This is a genomic window from Kluyvera sp., from assembly GCF_965301105.1.
On the sequence record NZ_CBDKZX010000003.1, the window covers coordinates 40,145 to 56,983 of the forward strand.

Genomic DNA, 16,839 nt, shown 5'->3' on the forward strand with positions numbered 1-16,839 from the left:
AGGGAACAGTTCGGCGCGGGTTTTCTCCCTCTCCCTTCCAGGGAGAGGGCCGGGGTGAGGGTTATCACCGCACAAAACTACCCCGCCAACGACGGCATCGCCGTGGCGCGAATCAGCCGCGTCTCCTGCGCCACAATATACGGCTCCGACGCTTTAAGGTAGGCGGCAAAATCCGGATGCGCGTCGCGTAAACGGCTACGGCGTTCGTACTCCGCCAGGCTTTCATAGCCCCACAGATGCACGAACTGGTTCTGCGGCCCGACAAAGCTGGTGTAAAACCCCAGCGGATTGCCCAGCGTCTCGCGCAGGACCGGCATCGCCAGGCGGTCAAACACCTCAATAAATTCGTTCATTTTACGCAGGCGAATGGTGTAAATACGGTGATCGATAATCGGCAACGTCATCATTTGGCCTCCTGAGCACGGTGCGTTGGCCAGCCCAGCGGCCCAAAGCGGTCGTACGGTTTCGGCCATGGCGCATTCTCGCCCAGCGCAATCGCCGCATGAATCGGCCAGTTGGGGTCATCAAGCATCCCGCGGCCAATCGCCACCAGATCGGCCCGCCCCTCGCGTACGATCGCCTCTGCTTGCGGCGCTTCGTAAATCAGCCCCACGGTAATGACTACCGCCTCCGGCAGCGCCTTTTTCACCGCTTCGGCAAAGGGCACCATATAGCCCGGTTGGTCGGCGTTGGGCGTCTGATGATAGATGTTATAGCCGCCGGAAACATGGAGATAATCGTAGCCCAGCGCGTGCAGTTCTCGGGCAAACTGCACCGCTTCATCCAGCGACAGTCCACCGTCAGCGAATTCACCGCCGTTAAAGCGCACGCCCAGCGGGCGGCTTTTCGGCCACACTTCGCGCAGCGCGCGGGCCACCTGCAACGGGAAACGCATGCGATTTTCCGGGCTACCGCCGTATTCATCCTCACGCTGATTGCTGAGCGGCGACAGAAACTGGTTCAGCAGATAGCCGTTGGCCGCGTGCAGTTCGATAAAATCGACCCCGGCGTTTAATGCGCGCTGCGCGGCGTCGACGAAGCCCTGGGTAATACGCGCCATTCCCGCTTCATCCAGCACCTGCGGTACGCGCCAGCCGGGCTTGTAAGGCATAGCCGAAGGAGCGACCGTCGGCCAGCCGCCCTCCTCATCGCCGAGCGATGCGCCCTGATTGCGCCACGGCGCATTGGTGCCCGCTTTACGGCCGGCGTGGTTAAGCTGAACGCCGATGGGCGTGTTGCTGTAGGTGCGAATATCGGCCAGCAGTTTTTGCAGCGCCTGCGCCTGTTCGCGATTCCACAGCCCCAGACAGTGCGGCGTAATCCGCCCGTCCGCGGTCACGCCGTGGGCCTCGCAAATCACCATCCCCGCGCCAGAAATCGCCAGGCCGCCAATGTGCTGCGCGTGCCAGGGCGTGGAGATACCGTCCGCCTGCGCCGAGTATTGCGACATCGGTGGGACAACGATACGGTTCGCCAGCTTCAGCGGGCCAACCTGTAGAGGGCTAAAAAGTGTCGACATAGTGTTCTCCTGATTTATGAAGCTTCGCGGTCGAGCTGCATTGCGGTTTCACCGCGCGCCGCCATGCTGTGGGCGGCGATATAGCCAAAGGTGGCCGCCGGGCCGAGGGTAATCCCCGCGCCGGGGTAGCTGCCGCCCATCATGCTGGCCATTTCATTACCGGCGGCGTACAGGCCCGGAATCGGCAGCCCCTGGTTATCCAGCACCCGCGCTTCGCCGTCGGTTTTCAGGCCGTGGAAGGTGCCAAGGTCGCCCATGTACAGCTTCACGGCGTAAAACGGCCCCTGCTCAATGGGGGCGACGCAAGGGTTAGGCTGATGGGTGGCGTCGCCGAGATAGCGGTTATACGCCGACTCGCCGCGGCCAAACTGCGAGTCTTTGCCAAGACGGGCATCGGCGTTGTAGCGACTCACCGTCTCTTCAAACGCCGCCGTCGGGACGCCCATTTTTTGCGCCAGCTCAGCCAGCGTTTTTCCTTCGACCAGATAGCCGTTTTTCAGGTAGAGCGAGACGGGAATCGGCGCGGGCTTGGCAAACCCCATGCCGTATTTGCGCAGCGCGCGGCGGTCGCAAATTTGCCAGGCGAAGGTTTCGTTGTCGTCACAGCAGGTTTCAATCATCGCGATACCGACGTCATGGTAGGAGTCCGCTTCGTTGCAAAAGCGCACGCCGTGGCGGTTAATTATGATAAAGCCCGGCTTGTAGCGATCGACAAGATGCGGGAAGACGTACGACTGACGGCCAATCTGCACTTTTGATGCCGGGATCCACGCCGCGCCGTTGGCGTAGCTGTCGTCAAAGCGCGCGCCAATGCGCTCGGCCATGGCGATGCCGTCGCCGGTATCCACGCCGGGCGGCGTTGGCGACAGCTGAATACCGCCGCGTCGAACGTGCGGATAGAGCTTTTTCAGTCGCGATTCATCACGGGCAAAACCGCCGGATGCCAGCACCACGCCGCGTCGGGCATACAGCCTGACCCGCTCACCGTTGAGTTCAACCTCCACGCCGCGCACGACGCCGCGTTCAACGATCAGATCTTTCGCCGCGACGCCGGTATGGATCGGAATACCGAGATCCAACGCCGAGCAGGCCAGCCGTGCCACCACCGCGTTGCCGCCGTTGGCGGTGATGCCGCGCCCGTAGCGCGCCACCTCCAGCAGATGCCGACTCAGGCGCTTCACCACGTAGGCGAATGATGTCAGCGAACGGGTGGCGTTGAAAAAGTGCTTCAGGTCGTTGTTGGATGAGCTGAACATCATGCCCATGAAGGTGATGGTACGCAGCGGTTTGCGCAGGCGCGGCATCACGTCGCCCAGCTCGCGGATATCAAACGCTTCAGGCACTACCGAACGGCCGCGCATCACCCCGCCGGGGGCGTCCGGATGGTAGTCAGGGTACTGGTACAAATTGCAGCGAAAGCGGGTTTTTTCTTCGAAAAAGCGCAGCATTTCCGGCCCGTTTTTCAGGAAGGCATCCACCACTTCCGGGCGGAAATTCTCCCCGGCTTCGCTTTGCAGATAGGTGCGCGCGGCGGCCTGGCTGTCGTCGATGCCCTGCTGGCGCGCCAGATGGTTGTCGGGGATCCACAGCACGCCGCCGGAAAACGCGGTGGTGCCGCCAAAGACCCGATCTTTTTCGATAACCTGGACGTCTAACCCATTCAGGCCCGCGGTCACCGCGGCGGATAGCCCGCCGACGCCGCTGCCAATCACCAGCACGTCGCATTCGCGAGCGGGAAGTTCTACAGCCATAGGATACCTCGCAGATGAATAATTTTTATTGTTTTGCTTATGTTATAAAAACGTTACATATGCATTTTTCACAGCCCGCCGGGGAAACAGAAGGCCACTTTCACACCAAAACCTGCACTTTTCGACAATTGCGAAGAACTGTGTGCCAGCGCAAATTTTTGCCTGCGCCGCTATAGAGAAGCGCCCGCGTTGCCACCCGTTCCACATCACAAGATGAAGATTCCGCACTTGCGCGATCGCGCATTTTATCGCCGAATTTAATCTCATCCCCTTATCGGAGCATTGCCACATGCGGCACATAAAAACAGGACAAAACCGGCATCATGCCCGCTAACGCCGCGCGTAAAACGCTGCCCAACTACGCGCTGTATGGCGCGCAGGCCGCCGTCGATAGCGTCCATCACGAGCGCATTCCCGCACGCGCCAGCCGCTTTGGTTTTGAGATCGAGCCGCACTTTCACGAGGCGCTGATTCAGGTGCTTTACCTGACTGACGGCGGCGGCGAAACCTCGATAGACGGCCAGCTCTGGCGGCTGGAAGCGCCGTGTCTGGTGGTGATTCCCGCCCGCTCGGTGCACGGCTTTCGTTTTCACGAAGCGGTGGACGGCCACGTCATCACCACCGCGCAGTCGGCGATCGAGTCGATCGCCATGACCGCCGCGCCCGAACTGCTGGCGTTTGTCCGCACGCCAGCGGTACTGGCGGTGGACCCACAGAGTCGTCGCGGCGCGCCGCTGGAGACGCTGTTCGACGCCATCGGTCGCGAAGCGGAGCACCCGGAACGCTGGCAGTACACCGCCGGGCTGGCGCTCACTATCGCCCTGTTTGTGCAGATTGCACGCCAGAGCGAGCAGGCGCGGCGGGCGGGCAACCCTGCCCGCGCCGCCCTGGTGGCGCGTATTGAGCGTTTCCGGCTGCTGCTTGATGAACGCTGCCGTACCCGCCAGCCGGTGGCCAGCTATGCCGATGCAATGGGCATTTCCGCCGGCCAGCTCACCCGCATTTGCCGCGAGGCGTTTGGCATTTCGGCCATCGAAGCCATTGACCGGCGCGCCGTACACGAAGCCCGTCGGCTGCTGGTTTACTCGACGCTCAGCGTCAAGCAGATCGCCCGCGAGCTGGGGTTTCGCGACGAGGCCTACTTTGGCCGTTTTTTCCGCAAGCAAACCGGGCTGCGGCCCACGGAATACCGGCATCAGGAGCAGGGCCGCCTGTCGCACTCCGCTTAATCCGCCCGCGCGGTCATCTGCACATACAGGTGTTCAGGGCCGGAGTTGGTGAGGTTATTGCCGCGTACGTACTGGACAGGTCGCGCCGGGTCGAGGCGAATATCACCCACTTTGCGGGCGATAAGCCGGGTGGCGATCAGCGTTTCGAGCTTGGCCAGCGGCTGCCCAAGGCACTTGTGAATGCCGTTGCCAAAGCCGAGATGCCCGCTGGTATCGCGATCGATATCAAACGTTTCGCCGTTGACGAACTTGCGGCTATCGCGGTTCGCCGCCGACAGCAGCAGACGTACCACCGCCCCTTTCGGGATCTCAACGCCCGCCACCGTCGTGGCCTCCGTGGTGATGCGGCTCACCCGCTGGACGGTGCCGCGATAGCGCGCCACCTCTTCCACAAAGCGATCGGCATCGTCCAGGTTGTCGTGAATACGCGCCACCAGCTGCGGCTGCTCGGCAAACATACGGAAGGCGTTGGCCACCAGAATGGTGGTGGTGTCATGCCCGGCGATAAAGACAAAGGCACACAGCTCTTTGGCCTCTTTCTCTGACAGCAGGCCCTCTTTCCACATGCGGGCAATGTGGCCGCCAATCGACTGGCTGTTGCTGAGATACAGCCGTTCCATCGCCTCTTTCAGATAGGCGAAGAAAGCCATTGCGCTCTGTTCATCGGTGCCGGTACCGGGGGCGTTACGCGCCAGACGGCCAAAATAGCTGAAGGTTTCGTCCGACCAGAACTTCATCTTCTCTTCGTCTTCGTTCGGTACGTCAATCATCGTTGAAATGGTGGCGATACTGAGCGGAATGGCAAAATCTTCCACCACGTCGCCGCCGCCGTTCGCCAGCATCTGGTCAATCAGCGCCTCGGCGCGGCGTTCAATTTCCGGAATAAACGGCTCTAACGCGAGCGGCATAAACGACGGCTGCGCCACTTTGCGCAGACGAGTATGCCCCGGTGCGTCGAACAGGGTCAGGAAGGTCAGCGGCGGCGGGCTGACCACTTCGGACGAAAACAATTTCGGGTTACGAATGGCCTGATACACGTCGTCATAACGCGACAGGAACCAGACGTCGGTGGTCGCCGACTGGCAGCGCAGCACCGGCGCGTGTTCGCGCATCCAGCGGTAGTGCTCGTAGGGGTCGCCCTGCGAGCCGTCGTCCACCACCTTAAACGGCGCCAGCCCTTCCGGCCATGCCAGCTCGTGTGAGTAAGGCGGCAGCGATGGCTGCAGGTCGTGGAACGGACAGCGCGGCGCTTCGGGTTCCGGCACGGGCGGCGTGACGACGACAGGCGCCGTCTTCAGCGCCAGCGCCCGGCTCATGGTGGTGCGGGAATGGTGCGCGTGCTGCGCCAGCACGTCGCGAGCGGCGTTGAGGTCGCCATATTCAAAGGCCGAGACCAAATCCCGGTGCTGCTGCACAATATCGCCGACGATTTCGACGCTGGCGGTCAGCGCGCGGTCAATGTAGTCACGCACCGTCAGCTGGGCGTAGAGCGCAATCAACTGCGCGTTGCGGGTCGCCTCAATCAGGAACTGATGGAAAGCGTGGTTGGCCGCCACATAGCCCGCCACGTCGAGGAAACGCCGCCCGGAGACAAACGCCGCGGTAGCGTCAGCCAGATGCCGGAAAGTGGTCAGCTGTTCGCCGGAGAGACGCCCCATGGTCAACTGCACCGCGCCAAGCTCCAGCGCCAGGCGCAGGTCGAACGCGTCATCCACGTCCGCCGCCACCATGTGCTGCTCGCCGCTCTGCACAGGCTGCGTCGCCCCGGCAAATTTTTCATAGTAGAAGTTACGCGGCATCACCCCGGCGTTGTCCAGATAGCTGCGCACCGCGTCCACCATCGGCGGTGGGCCACAGAGATAGACATCCACCTCACCGGCGTTAAGCAGGCGGGCATCAATGTGCTCGGTGACATAACCTTTATGCGGGTAACGGCTTTCCGGGTCGGCAACGGTGCAGCGGTAGCTGAAGTTCGGCAAACGCGCGGCATAAGCGTCGAGAGTCTCCAGCGCCACCAAATCTTCGTCACGGGTCACGCCAAAAATCAGATGTACCGGCTGGGTGGTCTCGCCGTCGTCCGCCAGCTTCGCCAGCATCGACAGGAACGGAGCCAGACCGGTCCCTCCCGCCAGAAACAGCGCCGGGCGTTCGAGAGGGCGCAGGTAGAAGCTGCCCATCGGCCCGCGAAAAGTCATCGCCTCGCCAACGCGGGCATGCTCGCTCAACCAGGTCGACATCAACCCCTGCGGCACGTTGCGGACCACGAACGACACCTCGTTTTCTGAGGGGCCGGAACTGAAGGAGTAGGAGCGCGTCAGGTCGCTGCCGGGTACCTGCACATTGACATACTGCCCCGGCAGGAAGCTCAGCGCCTGACGGTCATCGAGGGCAATCGAGAAAGTCAGGGTCGACGGCGACAGCGCGCGGCTGGCGGTGAGGTGCCCGTGGAAGGTTCCCACGCCAGCGGCGTCCGACGCGGCGGCAATCTCAATCACGCAGTCGCTGGACGGACGCATCTGGCAGGTCAGCACCCTCCCCGCCTGCGCTTCTTGCGCTGAAAGCGCTTCATCAACGTAGTCGCCGTGCTGATAGTCACCGGCAGCGCAGGTGGCCTTGCAGGTACCGCAGACGCCGTCACGGCAGTCCAGCGGAATGCTGACGCGGGCGCGCAGCGCCGCATCGGCGACGGACTCACCGGCGCGACAGTCAATCATCTGCGTCGCGCCATCCTCAAAACGAAGGGTAATCTGATGGGTCATCTCTTCTCATCCTCCAGTCAGTTGCGGTCGGAAAATCCGATGCCTCATCAAATGCTGGATGCCGTTTTGAATCAACGGACAGAGATGACATTAAACAGGACAAAACCGGCATCCTGGCCGGTTAGCGCGCGCGGTCACATTTGTGAGCGGCCGGGATGTCATAAGAAATCGCGTTAAGACGGCGTGGTATGGTATTTTGACGTTCACCCAAAGGCTGGTTGACTCATAAATTGGGCGCGAATGCATGAAATTATCACTCAACATCATTGACTGGCAGGCCGCTGCCCCAGGGCTCGCCAGCGATGAGCAATGGCGAGACTGGTCGCTGCACGCACAGGCTATCGACCCATCGGCGCCGCTGGCCAAACCCACGGCGCTACCGATGATGACCGCGCGCCGCCTCAGTTCGGGCAGCAAGCTGGCCGTTGAGTGCGGTCTGACGCTTCTGCGTCGCCAGCCGGTCGATGCCGTGTTGTTCACCAGCCGCCACGGCGAACTGGAGCGCAACTTCCGTCTCCTGCAGGCGCTGGCGACGGAACAACCGCTTTCGCCGACCGATTTCGCCCTTTCGGTACACAACTCGTCGGTCGGCAATCTGACCATCGCCGCCCAACAGCCGCTGGTCTCTTCCTCGCTTTCGGCAGGTAGAGATACGTTTCAGCAAGGCTTATGTGAAGCCATCGCCCTGATTCACGCGGGATACCGCCGCGTTTTGCTGGTCGATTTTGATGGTGAGTTGCCCGCGTTTTATCATCCGCATTTGCCGCCGACGATGCCGACCTGGCCCTATGCCGTCGGGCTGGTGCTGGAAGCCGGGGACACATGGCGCTGCCAGACGCAGCCGGGTACCACGCAGGATGAACCCGCGCTGCCGCAAAGCCTGCTGTTCCTCAGGCACTACCTTCAGGATGCCCGAGTCTTTACCGTCGACGGCGAGCGTATGCAGTGGTGCTGGAGCCGGGCATGAGCGGGAAAAGTGGTCGTCTGAACCGCCTCTGGCGCGCCGCGATGACCGGCGTCTGTTTCGCCCTGTTTGGCGCGGGCGGTCTGCTGCTCTCGTTGATTTGGTTTAATTTATTACTGCTGGTCGTGCGCGACAAAACGCGCCGCAAACGGCTGGCGCGGCGCAGTATCTCGGCCAGCTTTCGCCTGTTCTTAGCGGTGGTGAAAGCCGTTGGCGTGCTGGACTACCGCATTGAAAACGCCGACGCGTTGCGTGAGGATCGCGGCTGTCTGGTGGTGGCGAACCATCCTAGTCTGATTGACTACGTCATGCTGGCCTCTATCATGCCGGAAACCGATTGTCTGGTAAAAAGCGCGCTGCTGCGAAATCCCTTCGTTAGCGGCGTGATTCGCGCAGCGGATTACCTGATTAACGACCGGGCCGATATCCTGCTGCCGGCCAGCTGCCAACGCGTGCAGCAGGGCGACACAATTTTGATTTTTCCCGAAGGAACGCGTACCGTGCCGGGCGAAAAAATGACGCTCCAGCGCGGCGCGGCGAATATTGCCGTCCGCTGCGGCTGCGACATTCGCATCGTGGTGATTCGCTGTACCGAATCTATGCTAAGTAAACAGCGTAAATGGTACGATGCGCCCCCCACCCGGCCCCGGTTTACCGTTACGGTGGGTGAACGGGTCAGCGTCGAGGCGTTTTATCCAACAGAAGAACAAGAACCGGCGCTGGCTGCAAGACGATTAAATCGGCACCTTTTGCTGAAATTACAAACAAATACTGAGACTGGCATAGGAATTAATGATGCAAGCGCTTCATCTCGAAATTAAGCATCTCATCATCAACACATTAAATCTGGATGAGCTTACCGTTGAGGATATCGATAGCGAGGCGGCGCTGTTTGGCGACGGACTCGGTCTGGACTCGATTGACGCCCTTGAGCTGGGTCTGGCGGTAAAAAATCAGTACGGCGTGGTGCTCTCCGCGGAAAGCGACGAGATGCGCCAGCACTTTTTCTCGGTCGCCACCCTGGCGTCTTTCATTCAATCACAGCGCGCATAAGGAGCCAGGCTATGAACGAACAACACGCAATTTACGCCGAAGTCTCCGCGCTGCTGGAGACGCTGTTTGAGATAGATCCGCAGGATATTAAGCCGGAAGCCCGTCTGTACGAAGACCTTGAGCTGGACAGCATTGACGCTATCGATATGGTCGTGCAACTGCAAAAGAAGGTCGGTAAAAAAATTAAGCCGGAAGAGTTCAAAGCCGTTCGTACCGTGCAGGATGTGGTCGATGCGGTCGCTGGCCTGCTGAAAGAAGCGTAACCGCCGTGTCGAGCGCGCGCTCGCTGCCGTTTGTCGCCCTGATAACGGGCGCACTCCTGCTCGCCTGGCCCCTGCTGATTGGCTACGCGCTGGCGCATCATCGCCTGCAATGGCTGCTGCCGCTCATGGCGTTGCTGTTTCTCCTGCGTTTTTGCCAGACCGGTCGGCAGGCCGGGCCGCTGCGCGTGGTTACGCAGATCGTCGCCGCGGCTGGCGTTACGTTGTGCGTGACCAGCTACCTGCTGAAAACCCATCAGCTATTGCTGCTTTACCCGGTGGTGGTCAACGCCGTGATGCTGGCGGTATTTGGCGGTTCGCTGTGGTCATCTATGCCGATTATTGAACGGCTGGCGCGACTGCAAGAGCCCAATCTGCCCCCGCAGGCAGTGCGCTATACCCGGCGGGTGACGCAAATCTGGAGTGGTTTCTTTATCGTTAACGGCAGCGTGGCCCTCTTTACCGTGGTGTACGGCGACATGACGCTATGGACGCTGTGGAACGGCATGATCGCCTATCTGTTGATGGGCGGGCTCATGGCGGGAGAGTGGTTGGTTCGTCGTCACCTGAGAAAGCGGGGGTCGCAGTGAAGCCGCCGCTGACGCTTGCCGAATGGCTTACCGCACCCCGCCCTTCGACGACGCCCATCGTCTGGCAGCACGATCGCCTGTGGACGCTGGCGCATTTACGCAGCGACGTTGCGCGGTTGATGGCGCGCTTGCAGCACCAGCAGGGTGACCGCTGGGCGCTGTGCTGTGAAGACGGTTATCGGTTTATCGTCGCCCTGCTGGCGACCCTGCACGCGGGCAAAATCCCGGTGCTCCCCGGCCATAGCCGCCCCGCGCTGCTCGATGAACAGCGCGCGCTGTTCGACGGCGTACTGAGCGATGCCCCGCTGGAGTGGCCGGGAACGCAGCTGGTAGTGGACACCACGCCAACGCTCAACGACGTCGTTCACTTTCCGCCCTTGCGCGACGATGCCATGATCGAGTTGTTCACCTCCGGCTCCACCGGGCAGCCCAAGCGTATCGTCAAGCCGATTGTCTGCCTCGACCGTGAGGCAGGATTGCTGTCCGCGCAGTTTGCCGAACGTCTTTCCGGCTGCCGTATCGTCGCGTCCGTCACACCGCAGCATCTTTATGGCCTGACGTTTCGCATTTTCCTGCCGATGGCGCTCGGTCTGCCGTTGCATGCCACGATGCTCGCGTTCCCCGAGCAGCTGGCTGCGCTGAGCCACGCGCATCGCTACGCGTTTATCAGCAGCCCGGCCTTTCTCAAACGCCTCGATCCGCAGCTGGTGCCGCCGCCGTTGGCGCTGGCCCTCTCCGCTGGCGGCGTGCTGGACTGGCAGGATGCACAGCGCAGCGCCGCCTGGCTGAAGGTCTGGCCGGATGAAATTTACGGCAGCACCGAAACCGGCGTGATCGCCTGGCGCTACCGTGAAGGGGAAAATCCCCGCTGGCAGCCTTTCCCGGGTATCCATTTCGACCGGCAAGGCGCGGCGTTTCGCGTGTATTCGCCGCTGATCGCCGACGTTAACGGTTTTATGCTCGAAGATGTTTTACAGCTTTCCGCGAACGGTCATTTCCATCTGCTTGGCCGCCATGGCCGGGTGGTTAAAATTGAAGAGAAACGCGTTTCACTCAGCGAAATTGAGCAACGCCTGCTGGCGCTGGATGGCATTCGCGAGGCCGTGGCGCTGGCCGTCAATCGCCACGGTCGCCAGTGCGTGGGCGTGCTGCTGGTGCTGGAGGATGACGCCCGTCAGCGCTGGCAAAACGGCGGGGGGAAAGCCCTGGAGCGGGCGTGGCGACGCGCGCTGCGTCCCTGGCTGGAGCCGGTGGCCGTGCCGCGCTACTGGCGCGTTATCGATGAAATTCCGGTTAACAGTATGAATAAGCGTGTCTATGCGCAATTGCAGGAGTTATTGCATGAAACCCCGTGAAATTGAGCGCCATCAGGCACCGCCGCAGCAGCTTGAGATTGTGCTTACTCTCGATCCCGATCTTTACTGGTTCCAGGGGCACTTTGCCATTCAGCCCCTGCTGCCCGGCGTGGCCCAGCTGGACTGGGTGATGCATTATGCCGCCACGGAGTTGGCCCCCGGCTGGCGTTTTCACAGCCTGCAGAACGTGAAATTTCAGGCTCCGCTCCTGCCATCGATGGTGGTCACGTTGACCCTGAACTGGCAGGAAGCGCGCGGGCTGCTGACGTTCAGCTACCTGCGTCACGATGGCGACGCGCGCCACACGGCCAGCAGCGGGAAGATTCGGTTATGTCGTTGACCTTTTCCCCCTGCGTGGTCATTCCCTGCTACAACCACGGCCCGATGATGGCGAGCGTGCTCGCACGCCTGCAGCCGTTTGGCCTGCCCTGCATCGTGGTCGACGACGGCAGCGATGCCGCCACCCGCGAAGCGCTGCAACAGCTGGCCGCGCAAACCGAGAACCTGACGCTGATTCGCCAGGCGGAAAACGCCGGTAAAGGCGCGGCGGTGATCCGTGGGCTACAGGCGGCGGCAGCGGCGGGCTATAGCCATGCCGTCCAGCTGGATGCCGACGGCCAGCACGCTATTGAAGATATTCCTAAACTGCTGACGCTGGCGAAAGCACACCCAACGGCGCTGATTTCCGGGCAGCCGATATACGACGACTCAATTCCCCGTTCGCGCCTGTATGGCCGCTGGGTGACCCACGTCTGGGTATGGATTGAAACGCTGTCGCTGCAGCTGAAAGACAGCATGTGCGGTTTCCGCGTCTACCCGCTTGCCCCCACGCTCCAGCTCGCCCAACGGGTGAGGCTTGGTCAGCGGATGGATTTTGATACCGAAGTGATGGTGCGGCTCTACTGGCAGGGCAACACCAGCTATTTTGTCCCGACCCGCGTGACTTATCCGTCGGACGGTCTTTCCCATTTCGATGCCTTCAAAGACAACCTGCGCATTTCATGGATGCACACGCGGCTGTTCCTTGGCATGCTGCCGCGCCTCCCAACGCTGCTATTTCGCCGCGCCTCGCCGCACTGGGCGCGCCAGCAGGAGGTCAAAGGCTTATGGGGGATGCGCCTGATGCTGCAAGTGTGGCGCTTACTGGGACGAAAAGCCTTTACGCTGCTGCTCTACCCGGTGGTGGGCGTCTACTGGCTGACGGCCCGCCGCGCTCGCCACGCTTCACAGCGCTGGATAACGCGCGTGCGTGAACAGCTCACCGAGCGCGGCATGCCGGTGCCGAAAAACCTCACCAGCTATCAGCACTTCCTGCGTTTTGGCAACGCGATGCTCGATAAAATCGCCAGCTGGCGCGGCGAGCTGCAACCCGGCCGCGACGTGGTCTTCGCGCCCGGCGCACAAGCGACCTTAAACGGCGGCGGGGGCCGCGGCAAGCTGCTGCTGGTCTCGCATCTGGGCGATGTTGAAGTGTGTCGCGCGCTGGCGCAGCGGGAGGGCAGCACGGTTATCAACGCGCTGGTGTTCAGCGATAACGCCCTGCGCTTTAAACAGATTATGCAGGAGATGGCCCCGCAGGCCGGGATTAACCTGCTGCCGGTGACCGACATTGGCCCGGATACCGCCATGCTGCTGCAGGAAAAACTGGACCGTGGCGAGTGGATTGCTATCGTCGGTGACCGTATTGCGGTCAGTCCGCAGCGCGGTGGCCAATGGCGCGTGTGCTGGAGCCGTTTTATGGGCCAGCTCGCGCCGTTCCCGCAGGGGCCGTTTATTCTCGCCGCCCTGCTGCGCTGCCCGGTCGAACTGCTGTTCGCGCTGCGCCAGCAGGGGCAGTTGCACATTCACTGTGAACCGTTTGCCGACCCGCTGCCGCTACCGCGCGCCAACCGCCAGCAGGCGCTACAGCACGCCATCGACCGCTATGCCGAACGCCTCGAGCACTATGCTCTGCAGTCACCGCTCGACTGGTTTAACTTTTTTGATTTCTGGCAGTTGCCGGATCCGCAACACAAGGAGTAAAGGGTGCTAAACGATCCCCGTTTTACGGCTGAAGTTGAGCTGACCATTCCTTTTCACGACGTCGACATGATGGGCGTCGTCTGGCACGGCAACTACTTCCGCTATTTCGAAATCGCCCGCGAAGCGCTGCTAAACCAGTTCAACTACGGCTATCGGCAGATGAAAGCCTCCGGCTACCTGTGGCCGGTGGTCGATACCCGCGTGAAGTACCGTCACCCGCTGACCTTCGAGCAGCGCATTCGCGTCCGCGCGCGCATCAACGAGTTTGAGAACCGCCTGCGCATCAACTACGACATTTTCGATGCCGAAAGCGGCCAGCGCGCCACCAGCGGCTACACCATCCAGGTGGCGGTGGACGACGCCAGCGGCGAGATGTGCTTCGTCAGCCCGGATATTCTGTTTGAACGTATGGGGGTCACGCCATGAGATGGCTGCCGCTGCTGGCGCTATTGATAAGCCCGTTTGTCAGCGCACTGACGCTCGACGCGCTGCAACAACGCTTTACCGAACAGCCGGTGATTCGCGCACACTTCGACCAGACCCGGACCATCAAGGATCTGCCGCAGCCGCTGCGTTCTCAGGGGACGATGCTGATTGCCCGCGATCGGGGGCTGCTGTGGGATCAAACCAGCCCGTTCCCGATGCAGCTCCTGCTCGATGATAAGCGAATGGTGCAGGCCATTAACGGCCAGCCGCCGCAGACCATCACCGCGGAAAACAACCCGCAGATGTTCCAGTTTAACCACCTGCTGCGCGCGCTGTTCCAGGCCGATCGCGCCGTGCTTGAGCAAAACTTCCGCGTCGATTTTAAAGACCAGGGCGCAGGCCGCTGGACGCTAAGCCTGACGCCAACCACGACGCCGCTGGATAAAATCTTCGCCACCATTGATTTGGCCGGTAAAGACTATCTGGAGCGCATTGTGCTCAACGATAAACAGGGCGATCGCACCGATATTGTCCTCTCTCAACACCAGCTGACGCCCGCCCAACTGACCGATGACGAACGCCAACGCTTTGCCGCCCAGTAAACGCCCGGCGCTGCTGTGGGCTTTCTGCTGTCTGCTGATGCTGGCGGCGCTGCTGACGCTGCTGCCGAAAGCGCGGCTGAACAGCAGCGTGCTGGCCATGCTGCCGAAACAGGCAATGGGCGCGATTCCGCCGAGCCTTAACGACGGGTTTATGCAGCGCCTCGACCGTCAGCTGGTCTGGCTGGTCAGCCCCGGCAAACAGGCCGACCCGCAGGTCGCCCGCGACTGGCTGGCGCTATTGGAAAAATCGCAGGCGCTGGCGGAAGTCAAAGGCCCGATGGATGCCGACAGCCAGCAAGCCTGGGGCGATTTTTTCTGGCAGCACCGTAACGGCTTGATTGACCCGGAGACCCGCGCGCGGTTGCAAAACGGCGGCGCAGCGCAGGCGCAGTGGATCCTCTCCCAGCTCTATTCGGCCTTCTCCGGCGTGAGCGGCAAAGAGCTGCAAAACGACCCGCTGATGCTGATGCGCGGCGCGCAGCTGGCGATGGCGAAAAATGGCCAGCGGCTAAGACTGATGGACGGCTGGCTGGTGACGCAGGATGGCGACGGACGCTACTGGTATCTGCTGCACGGCGAGCTGTCCGGCTCGTCGTTCGACATGCAGCAAACGCACCGGCTGGTAACCACGCTCGGCACGCTGGAAAGCGAGCTGAAGGCCCGCCATCCGCAGGCACAGCTGCTGTCGCGCGGGACGGTGTTTTACAGCGATTACGCCAGCCAGCAGGCGAAGCAGGATATCTCAACGCTCGGCACAGCAACGATACTCGGCGTAGTGCTGTTGATCCTTCTCACTTTCCGCTCGCTGCGCCCGCTGCTGCTGTGTCTGACCTCCATCGCCATCGGCGCGCTGGCGGGCACCGTCGTCACGCTGTTGGCGTTCGGCGAGCTGCACCTCATGACGCTGGTGATGAGCATGAGCATTATCGGTATTTCCGCCGACTACACGCTCTACTATCTGACCGAGCGCATGGTGCATGGCGCGCAGGCCTCGCCGTGGCAAAGCCTCGCCAAAGTGCGTACCGCGCTGCTGCTGGCGCTGCTGACCACCGTGGCGGCGTATCTGATCATGATGCTCGCCCCCTTCCCCGCTATTCGGCAGATGTCGGTATTTGCCGCCGTCGGCCTCTCCGCCTCCTGTCTGACGGTGATTTTCTGGCATCCGTGGCTGTGTCGTGGTCTGCCGGTGCGCCCGGTTCCGGCGCGGGGGCTGATGCTGCGCTGGTTGGCCGCATGGCGACGCAACCGAAAACTGTCCGTCGGCCTGCCGGTGGCGCTGGCGCTTTTCTCTCTGGCGGGCCTCGCCGCGTTGCGCGTCGATGACGATATCTCGCAGCTTCAGGCGCTACCGCAGCACATTCTGGCGCAGGAAAAGGCGATTACCGCGCTAACCGGGCAGCGCGTCGATCAAAAATGGTTTGTGGTTTACGGCAGCTCTGCACAGCAAACGCTGGAGCGGCTGGAAGGGTTTATTCCCGCGCTGGAGCAGGCGAAAAAGCGCGGCTGGATCAGCGGCTATCGCACGATTCCGCTGAATTCCCTCGCCCGGCAGCAGCAGGATCTCAAGGCGTTGCAAACCGCCGCGCCCGCCATCGCTCAGGCGCTAGGCCGTGCCGGGATCTCCATGGTGAATCCGGACCTTAAGCCCATGACGGTGACGGTCGATAGCTGGCTGAGCAGCCCGGCCAGTGAAGGCTGGCGTCTGCTGTGGCTGACGCTGCCCAACGGTGAAAGCGGCGTGCTGATACCCGCTGAAGGGGTCAAAGAAAGCGCGGCGCTGGATGCGCTGAGTAAAAAACAGCCCGGCGTAGCGTGGGTGGATCGTAAACACACTTTCGATGCGCTGTTCGAGCTCTATCGCCATATTCTGACCGGCCTGCTGGGCGTAGCGCTGGCGGTGATTGCCTGCGGCGCAATCGCCCGCCTCGGCTGGCGGAAAGGGGTCATCAGTCTTGTCCCCTCATTGCTGTCATTAGGCTGTGGGCTGGCGGTGCTGGCGTTCAGTGGACATCCGCTGAACCTGTTCTCGCTGCTGGCGCTGGTGCTGGTGTTGGGGATCGGTATTAACTACACCCTATTTTTCAGCAACCCGCGCGGCACGCCGCTGACGTCGCTGCTGGCGATTACGCTGGCGATGCTGACGACACTGCTGACGCTTGGCATGCTGGTCTTTAGCGCCACGCAGGCCATCAGCAGTTTCGGTATCGTACTGGTGAGCGGCATTTTCACCGCCTTTCTGCTATCGCCGCTGGCGATGCCGACGAAAAGAGAGAAGCAAAAACGATGATGACAGCGACCTTTTTTGCCGG

General features: G+C 61.6%; 16 protein-coding genes and 1 pseudogene. 12 read left to right on the forward strand and 5 right to left on the reverse strand.

Features of this window, described 5'->3' with window-relative positions; all coding sequences use genetic code 11:
* Positions 1-77: 77 nt before the first annotated feature.
* Genes ACW14G_RS01960 through ACW14G_RS01970 form a run of 3 tightly spaced genes read right to left on the reverse strand, consistent with a single transcriptional unit; the run spans position 78 to position 3,270 of the window.
* Positions 78-407: an NIPSNAP family protein gene (locus ACW14G_RS01960; protein ID WP_163447908.1), complete on the reverse strand. Its 330-nt coding sequence runs from the start codon at positions 405-407 to the stop codon at positions 78-80.
* Positions 404-1,519 (reverse strand): NADH:flavin oxidoreductase/NADH oxidase, encoded by a 1,116-nt coding sequence (locus ACW14G_RS01965; RefSeq protein WP_249022046.1) that lies wholly within the window; start codon positions 1,517-1,519, stop codon positions 404-406. The genes ACW14G_RS01960 and ACW14G_RS01965 overlap by 4 nt, the downstream gene beginning before the upstream one ends.
* Before the next feature lie 14 nt (positions 1,520-1,533).
* Complete coding sequence (locus tag ACW14G_RS01970) at positions 1,534-3,270, reverse strand: FAD-dependent oxidoreductase (RefSeq protein ID WP_249022047.1); 1,737 nt, start codon at positions 3,268-3,270, stop codon at positions 1,534-1,536.
* A 323-nt stretch (positions 3,271-3,593) separates the two neighbouring features.
* On the opposite strand from ACW14G_RS01970, the gene ACW14G_RS01975 reads away from it, so the two are divergent.
* Positions 3,594-4,499: a helix-turn-helix domain-containing protein gene (locus ACW14G_RS01975; protein WP_249022048.1), complete on the forward strand. Its 906-nt coding sequence runs from the start codon at positions 3,594-3,596 to the stop codon at positions 4,497-4,499.
* Here the strand turns inward: ACW14G_RS01975 and ACW14G_RS01980 are convergent.
* Both ACW14G_RS01980 and benC read right to left on the reverse strand, forming a co-directional pair.
* A complete protein-coding gene (locus ACW14G_RS01980) occupies positions 4,496-6,229 on the reverse strand; it encodes a cytochrome P450 (RefSeq protein ID WP_283164048.1) in 1,734 nt (577 codons plus the stop codon). The genes ACW14G_RS01975 and ACW14G_RS01980 overlap by 4 nt on opposite strands.
* Before the next feature lie 39 nt (positions 6,230-6,268).
* Positions 6,269-7,258, reverse strand: a pseudogene (gene benC / locus ACW14G_RS01985) (benzoate 1,2-dioxygenase electron transfer component BenC); the annotation flags it as partial.
* A gap of 244 nt (positions 7,259-7,502) precedes the next feature.
* On the opposite strand from benC, the gene ACW14G_RS01990 reads away from it, so the two are divergent.
* From ACW14G_RS01990 to ACW14G_RS02040, 11 genes are read left to right on the forward strand one after another with little or no spacing between them, the layout of a single operon-like run.
* Positions 7,503-8,225 (forward strand): beta-ketoacyl synthase chain length factor, encoded by a 723-nt coding sequence (locus ACW14G_RS01990; RefSeq protein WP_249022049.1) that lies wholly within the window; start codon positions 7,503-7,505, stop codon positions 8,223-8,225.
* On the forward strand, positions 8,222-9,043 hold the full coding sequence (locus ACW14G_RS01995) for a lysophospholipid acyltransferase family protein (protein WP_249022050.1): 822 nt from the start codon (positions 8,222-8,224) through the stop codon (positions 9,041-9,043). Before ACW14G_RS01990 ends, ACW14G_RS01995 begins: the two co-directional genes overlap by 4 nt.
* On the forward strand, positions 9,018-9,275 hold the full coding sequence (locus ACW14G_RS02000) for a phosphopantetheine-binding protein (protein WP_064548955.1): 258 nt from the start codon (positions 9,018-9,020) through the stop codon (positions 9,273-9,275). The genes ACW14G_RS01995 and ACW14G_RS02000 overlap by 26 nt, the downstream gene beginning before the upstream one ends.
* Positions 9,276-9,286: 11 nt before the next feature.
* Positions 9,287-9,538 carry an acyl carrier protein gene (locus ACW14G_RS02005; protein ID WP_064548954.1) on the forward strand — a complete coding sequence of 84 codons (252 nt, stop codon included), beginning with the start codon at positions 9,287-9,289 and terminating at the stop codon, positions 9,536-9,538.
* 5 nt (positions 9,539-9,543) lie between these two features.
* The gene (locus ACW14G_RS02010) at positions 9,544-10,125 is read left to right on the forward strand and encodes a COG4648 family protein (RefSeq protein ID WP_249022051.1); all 582 of its coding nucleotides are present in this window, start codon (positions 9,544-9,546) and stop codon (positions 10,123-10,125) included.
* A complete protein-coding gene (locus tag ACW14G_RS02015; protein WP_249022052.1) occupies positions 10,122-11,480 on the forward strand; it encodes an AMP-binding protein in 1,359 nt (452 codons plus the stop codon). The genes ACW14G_RS02010 and ACW14G_RS02015 overlap by 4 nt, the downstream gene beginning before the upstream one ends.
* The gene (locus ACW14G_RS02020; protein ID WP_249022053.1) at positions 11,467-11,820 is read left to right on the forward strand and encodes an ApeI family dehydratase; all 354 of its coding nucleotides are present in this window, start codon (positions 11,467-11,469) and stop codon (positions 11,818-11,820) included. Before ACW14G_RS02015 ends, ACW14G_RS02020 begins: the two co-directional genes overlap by 14 nt.
* Positions 11,811-13,502: a glycosyltransferase family 2 protein gene (locus ACW14G_RS02025; protein WP_249022054.1), complete on the forward strand. Its 1,692-nt coding sequence runs from the start codon at positions 11,811-11,813 to the stop codon at positions 13,500-13,502. The genes ACW14G_RS02020 and ACW14G_RS02025 overlap by 10 nt, the downstream gene beginning before the upstream one ends.
* A 3-nt stretch (positions 13,503-13,505) precedes the next feature.
* Entirely contained in the window at positions 13,506-13,928 is a 423-nt protein-coding gene (locus ACW14G_RS02030; protein WP_167576253.1) for an acyl-CoA thioesterase, read from the forward strand.
* Entirely contained in the window at positions 13,925-14,530 is a 606-nt protein-coding gene (locus tag ACW14G_RS02035; RefSeq protein ID WP_249022055.1) for a LolA family protein, read from the forward strand. The genes ACW14G_RS02030 and ACW14G_RS02035 overlap by 4 nt, the downstream gene beginning before the upstream one ends.
* On the forward strand, positions 14,499-16,817 hold the full coding sequence (locus tag ACW14G_RS02040) for an MMPL family transporter (protein WP_249022056.1): 2,319 nt from the start codon (positions 14,499-14,501) through the stop codon (positions 16,815-16,817). Before ACW14G_RS02035 ends, ACW14G_RS02040 begins: the two co-directional genes overlap by 32 nt.
* Positions 16,818-16,839 lie beyond the last annotated feature (22 nt).

What these genes read in the sequence shown, in the direction of transcription:
- ACW14G_RS01995 (WP_249022050.1), top strand. Translation starts at nt 8,222, where the DNA reads ATGAGCGGGAAAAGTGGTCGTCTGAACCGCCTCTGGCGCGCCGCGATG.
- ACW14G_RS01965 (WP_249022046.1), bottom strand. Translation starts at nt 1,519, where the DNA reads ATGTCGACACTTTTTAGCCCTCTACAGGTTGGCCCGCTGAAGCTGGCG.
- ACW14G_RS01980 (WP_283164048.1), bottom strand. Translation starts at nt 6,229, where the DNA reads ATGGTGGCGGCGGACGTGGATGACGCGTTCGACCTGCGCCTGGCGCTG.
- ACW14G_RS02025 (WP_249022054.1), top strand. Translation starts at nt 11,811, where the DNA reads ATGTCGTTGACCTTTTCCCCCTGCGTGGTCATTCCCTGCTACAACCAC.
- ACW14G_RS02040 (WP_249022056.1), top strand. Translation starts at nt 14,499, where the DNA reads ATGACGAACGCCAACGCTTTGCCGCCCAGTAAACGCCCGGCGCTGCTG.
- ACW14G_RS01960 (WP_163447908.1), bottom strand. Translation starts at nt 407, where the DNA reads ATGATGACGTTGCCGATTATCGATCACCGTATTTACACCATTCGCCTG.
- ACW14G_RS02035 (WP_249022055.1), top strand. Translation starts at nt 13,925, where the DNA reads ATGAGATGGCTGCCGCTGCTGGCGCTATTGATAAGCCCGTTTGTCAGC.
- ACW14G_RS01990 (WP_249022049.1), top strand. Translation starts at nt 7,503, where the DNA reads ATGAAATTATCACTCAACATCATTGACTGGCAGGCCGCTGCCCCAGGG.
- ACW14G_RS01970 (WP_249022047.1), bottom strand. Translation starts at nt 3,270, where the DNA reads ATGGCTGTAGAACTTCCCGCTCGCGAATGCGACGTGCTGGTGATTGGC.
- ACW14G_RS02020 (WP_249022053.1), top strand. Translation starts at nt 11,467, where the DNA reads ATGAAACCCCGTGAAATTGAGCGCCATCAGGCACCGCCGCAGCAGCTT.
- ACW14G_RS01975 (WP_249022048.1), top strand. Translation starts at nt 3,594, where the DNA reads ATGCCCGCTAACGCCGCGCGTAAAACGCTGCCCAACTACGCGCTGTAT.
- ACW14G_RS02000 (WP_064548955.1), top strand. Translation starts at nt 9,018, where the DNA reads ATGCAAGCGCTTCATCTCGAAATTAAGCATCTCATCATCAACACATTA.
- ACW14G_RS02005 (WP_064548954.1), top strand. Translation starts at nt 9,287, where the DNA reads ATGAACGAACAACACGCAATTTACGCCGAAGTCTCCGCGCTGCTGGAG.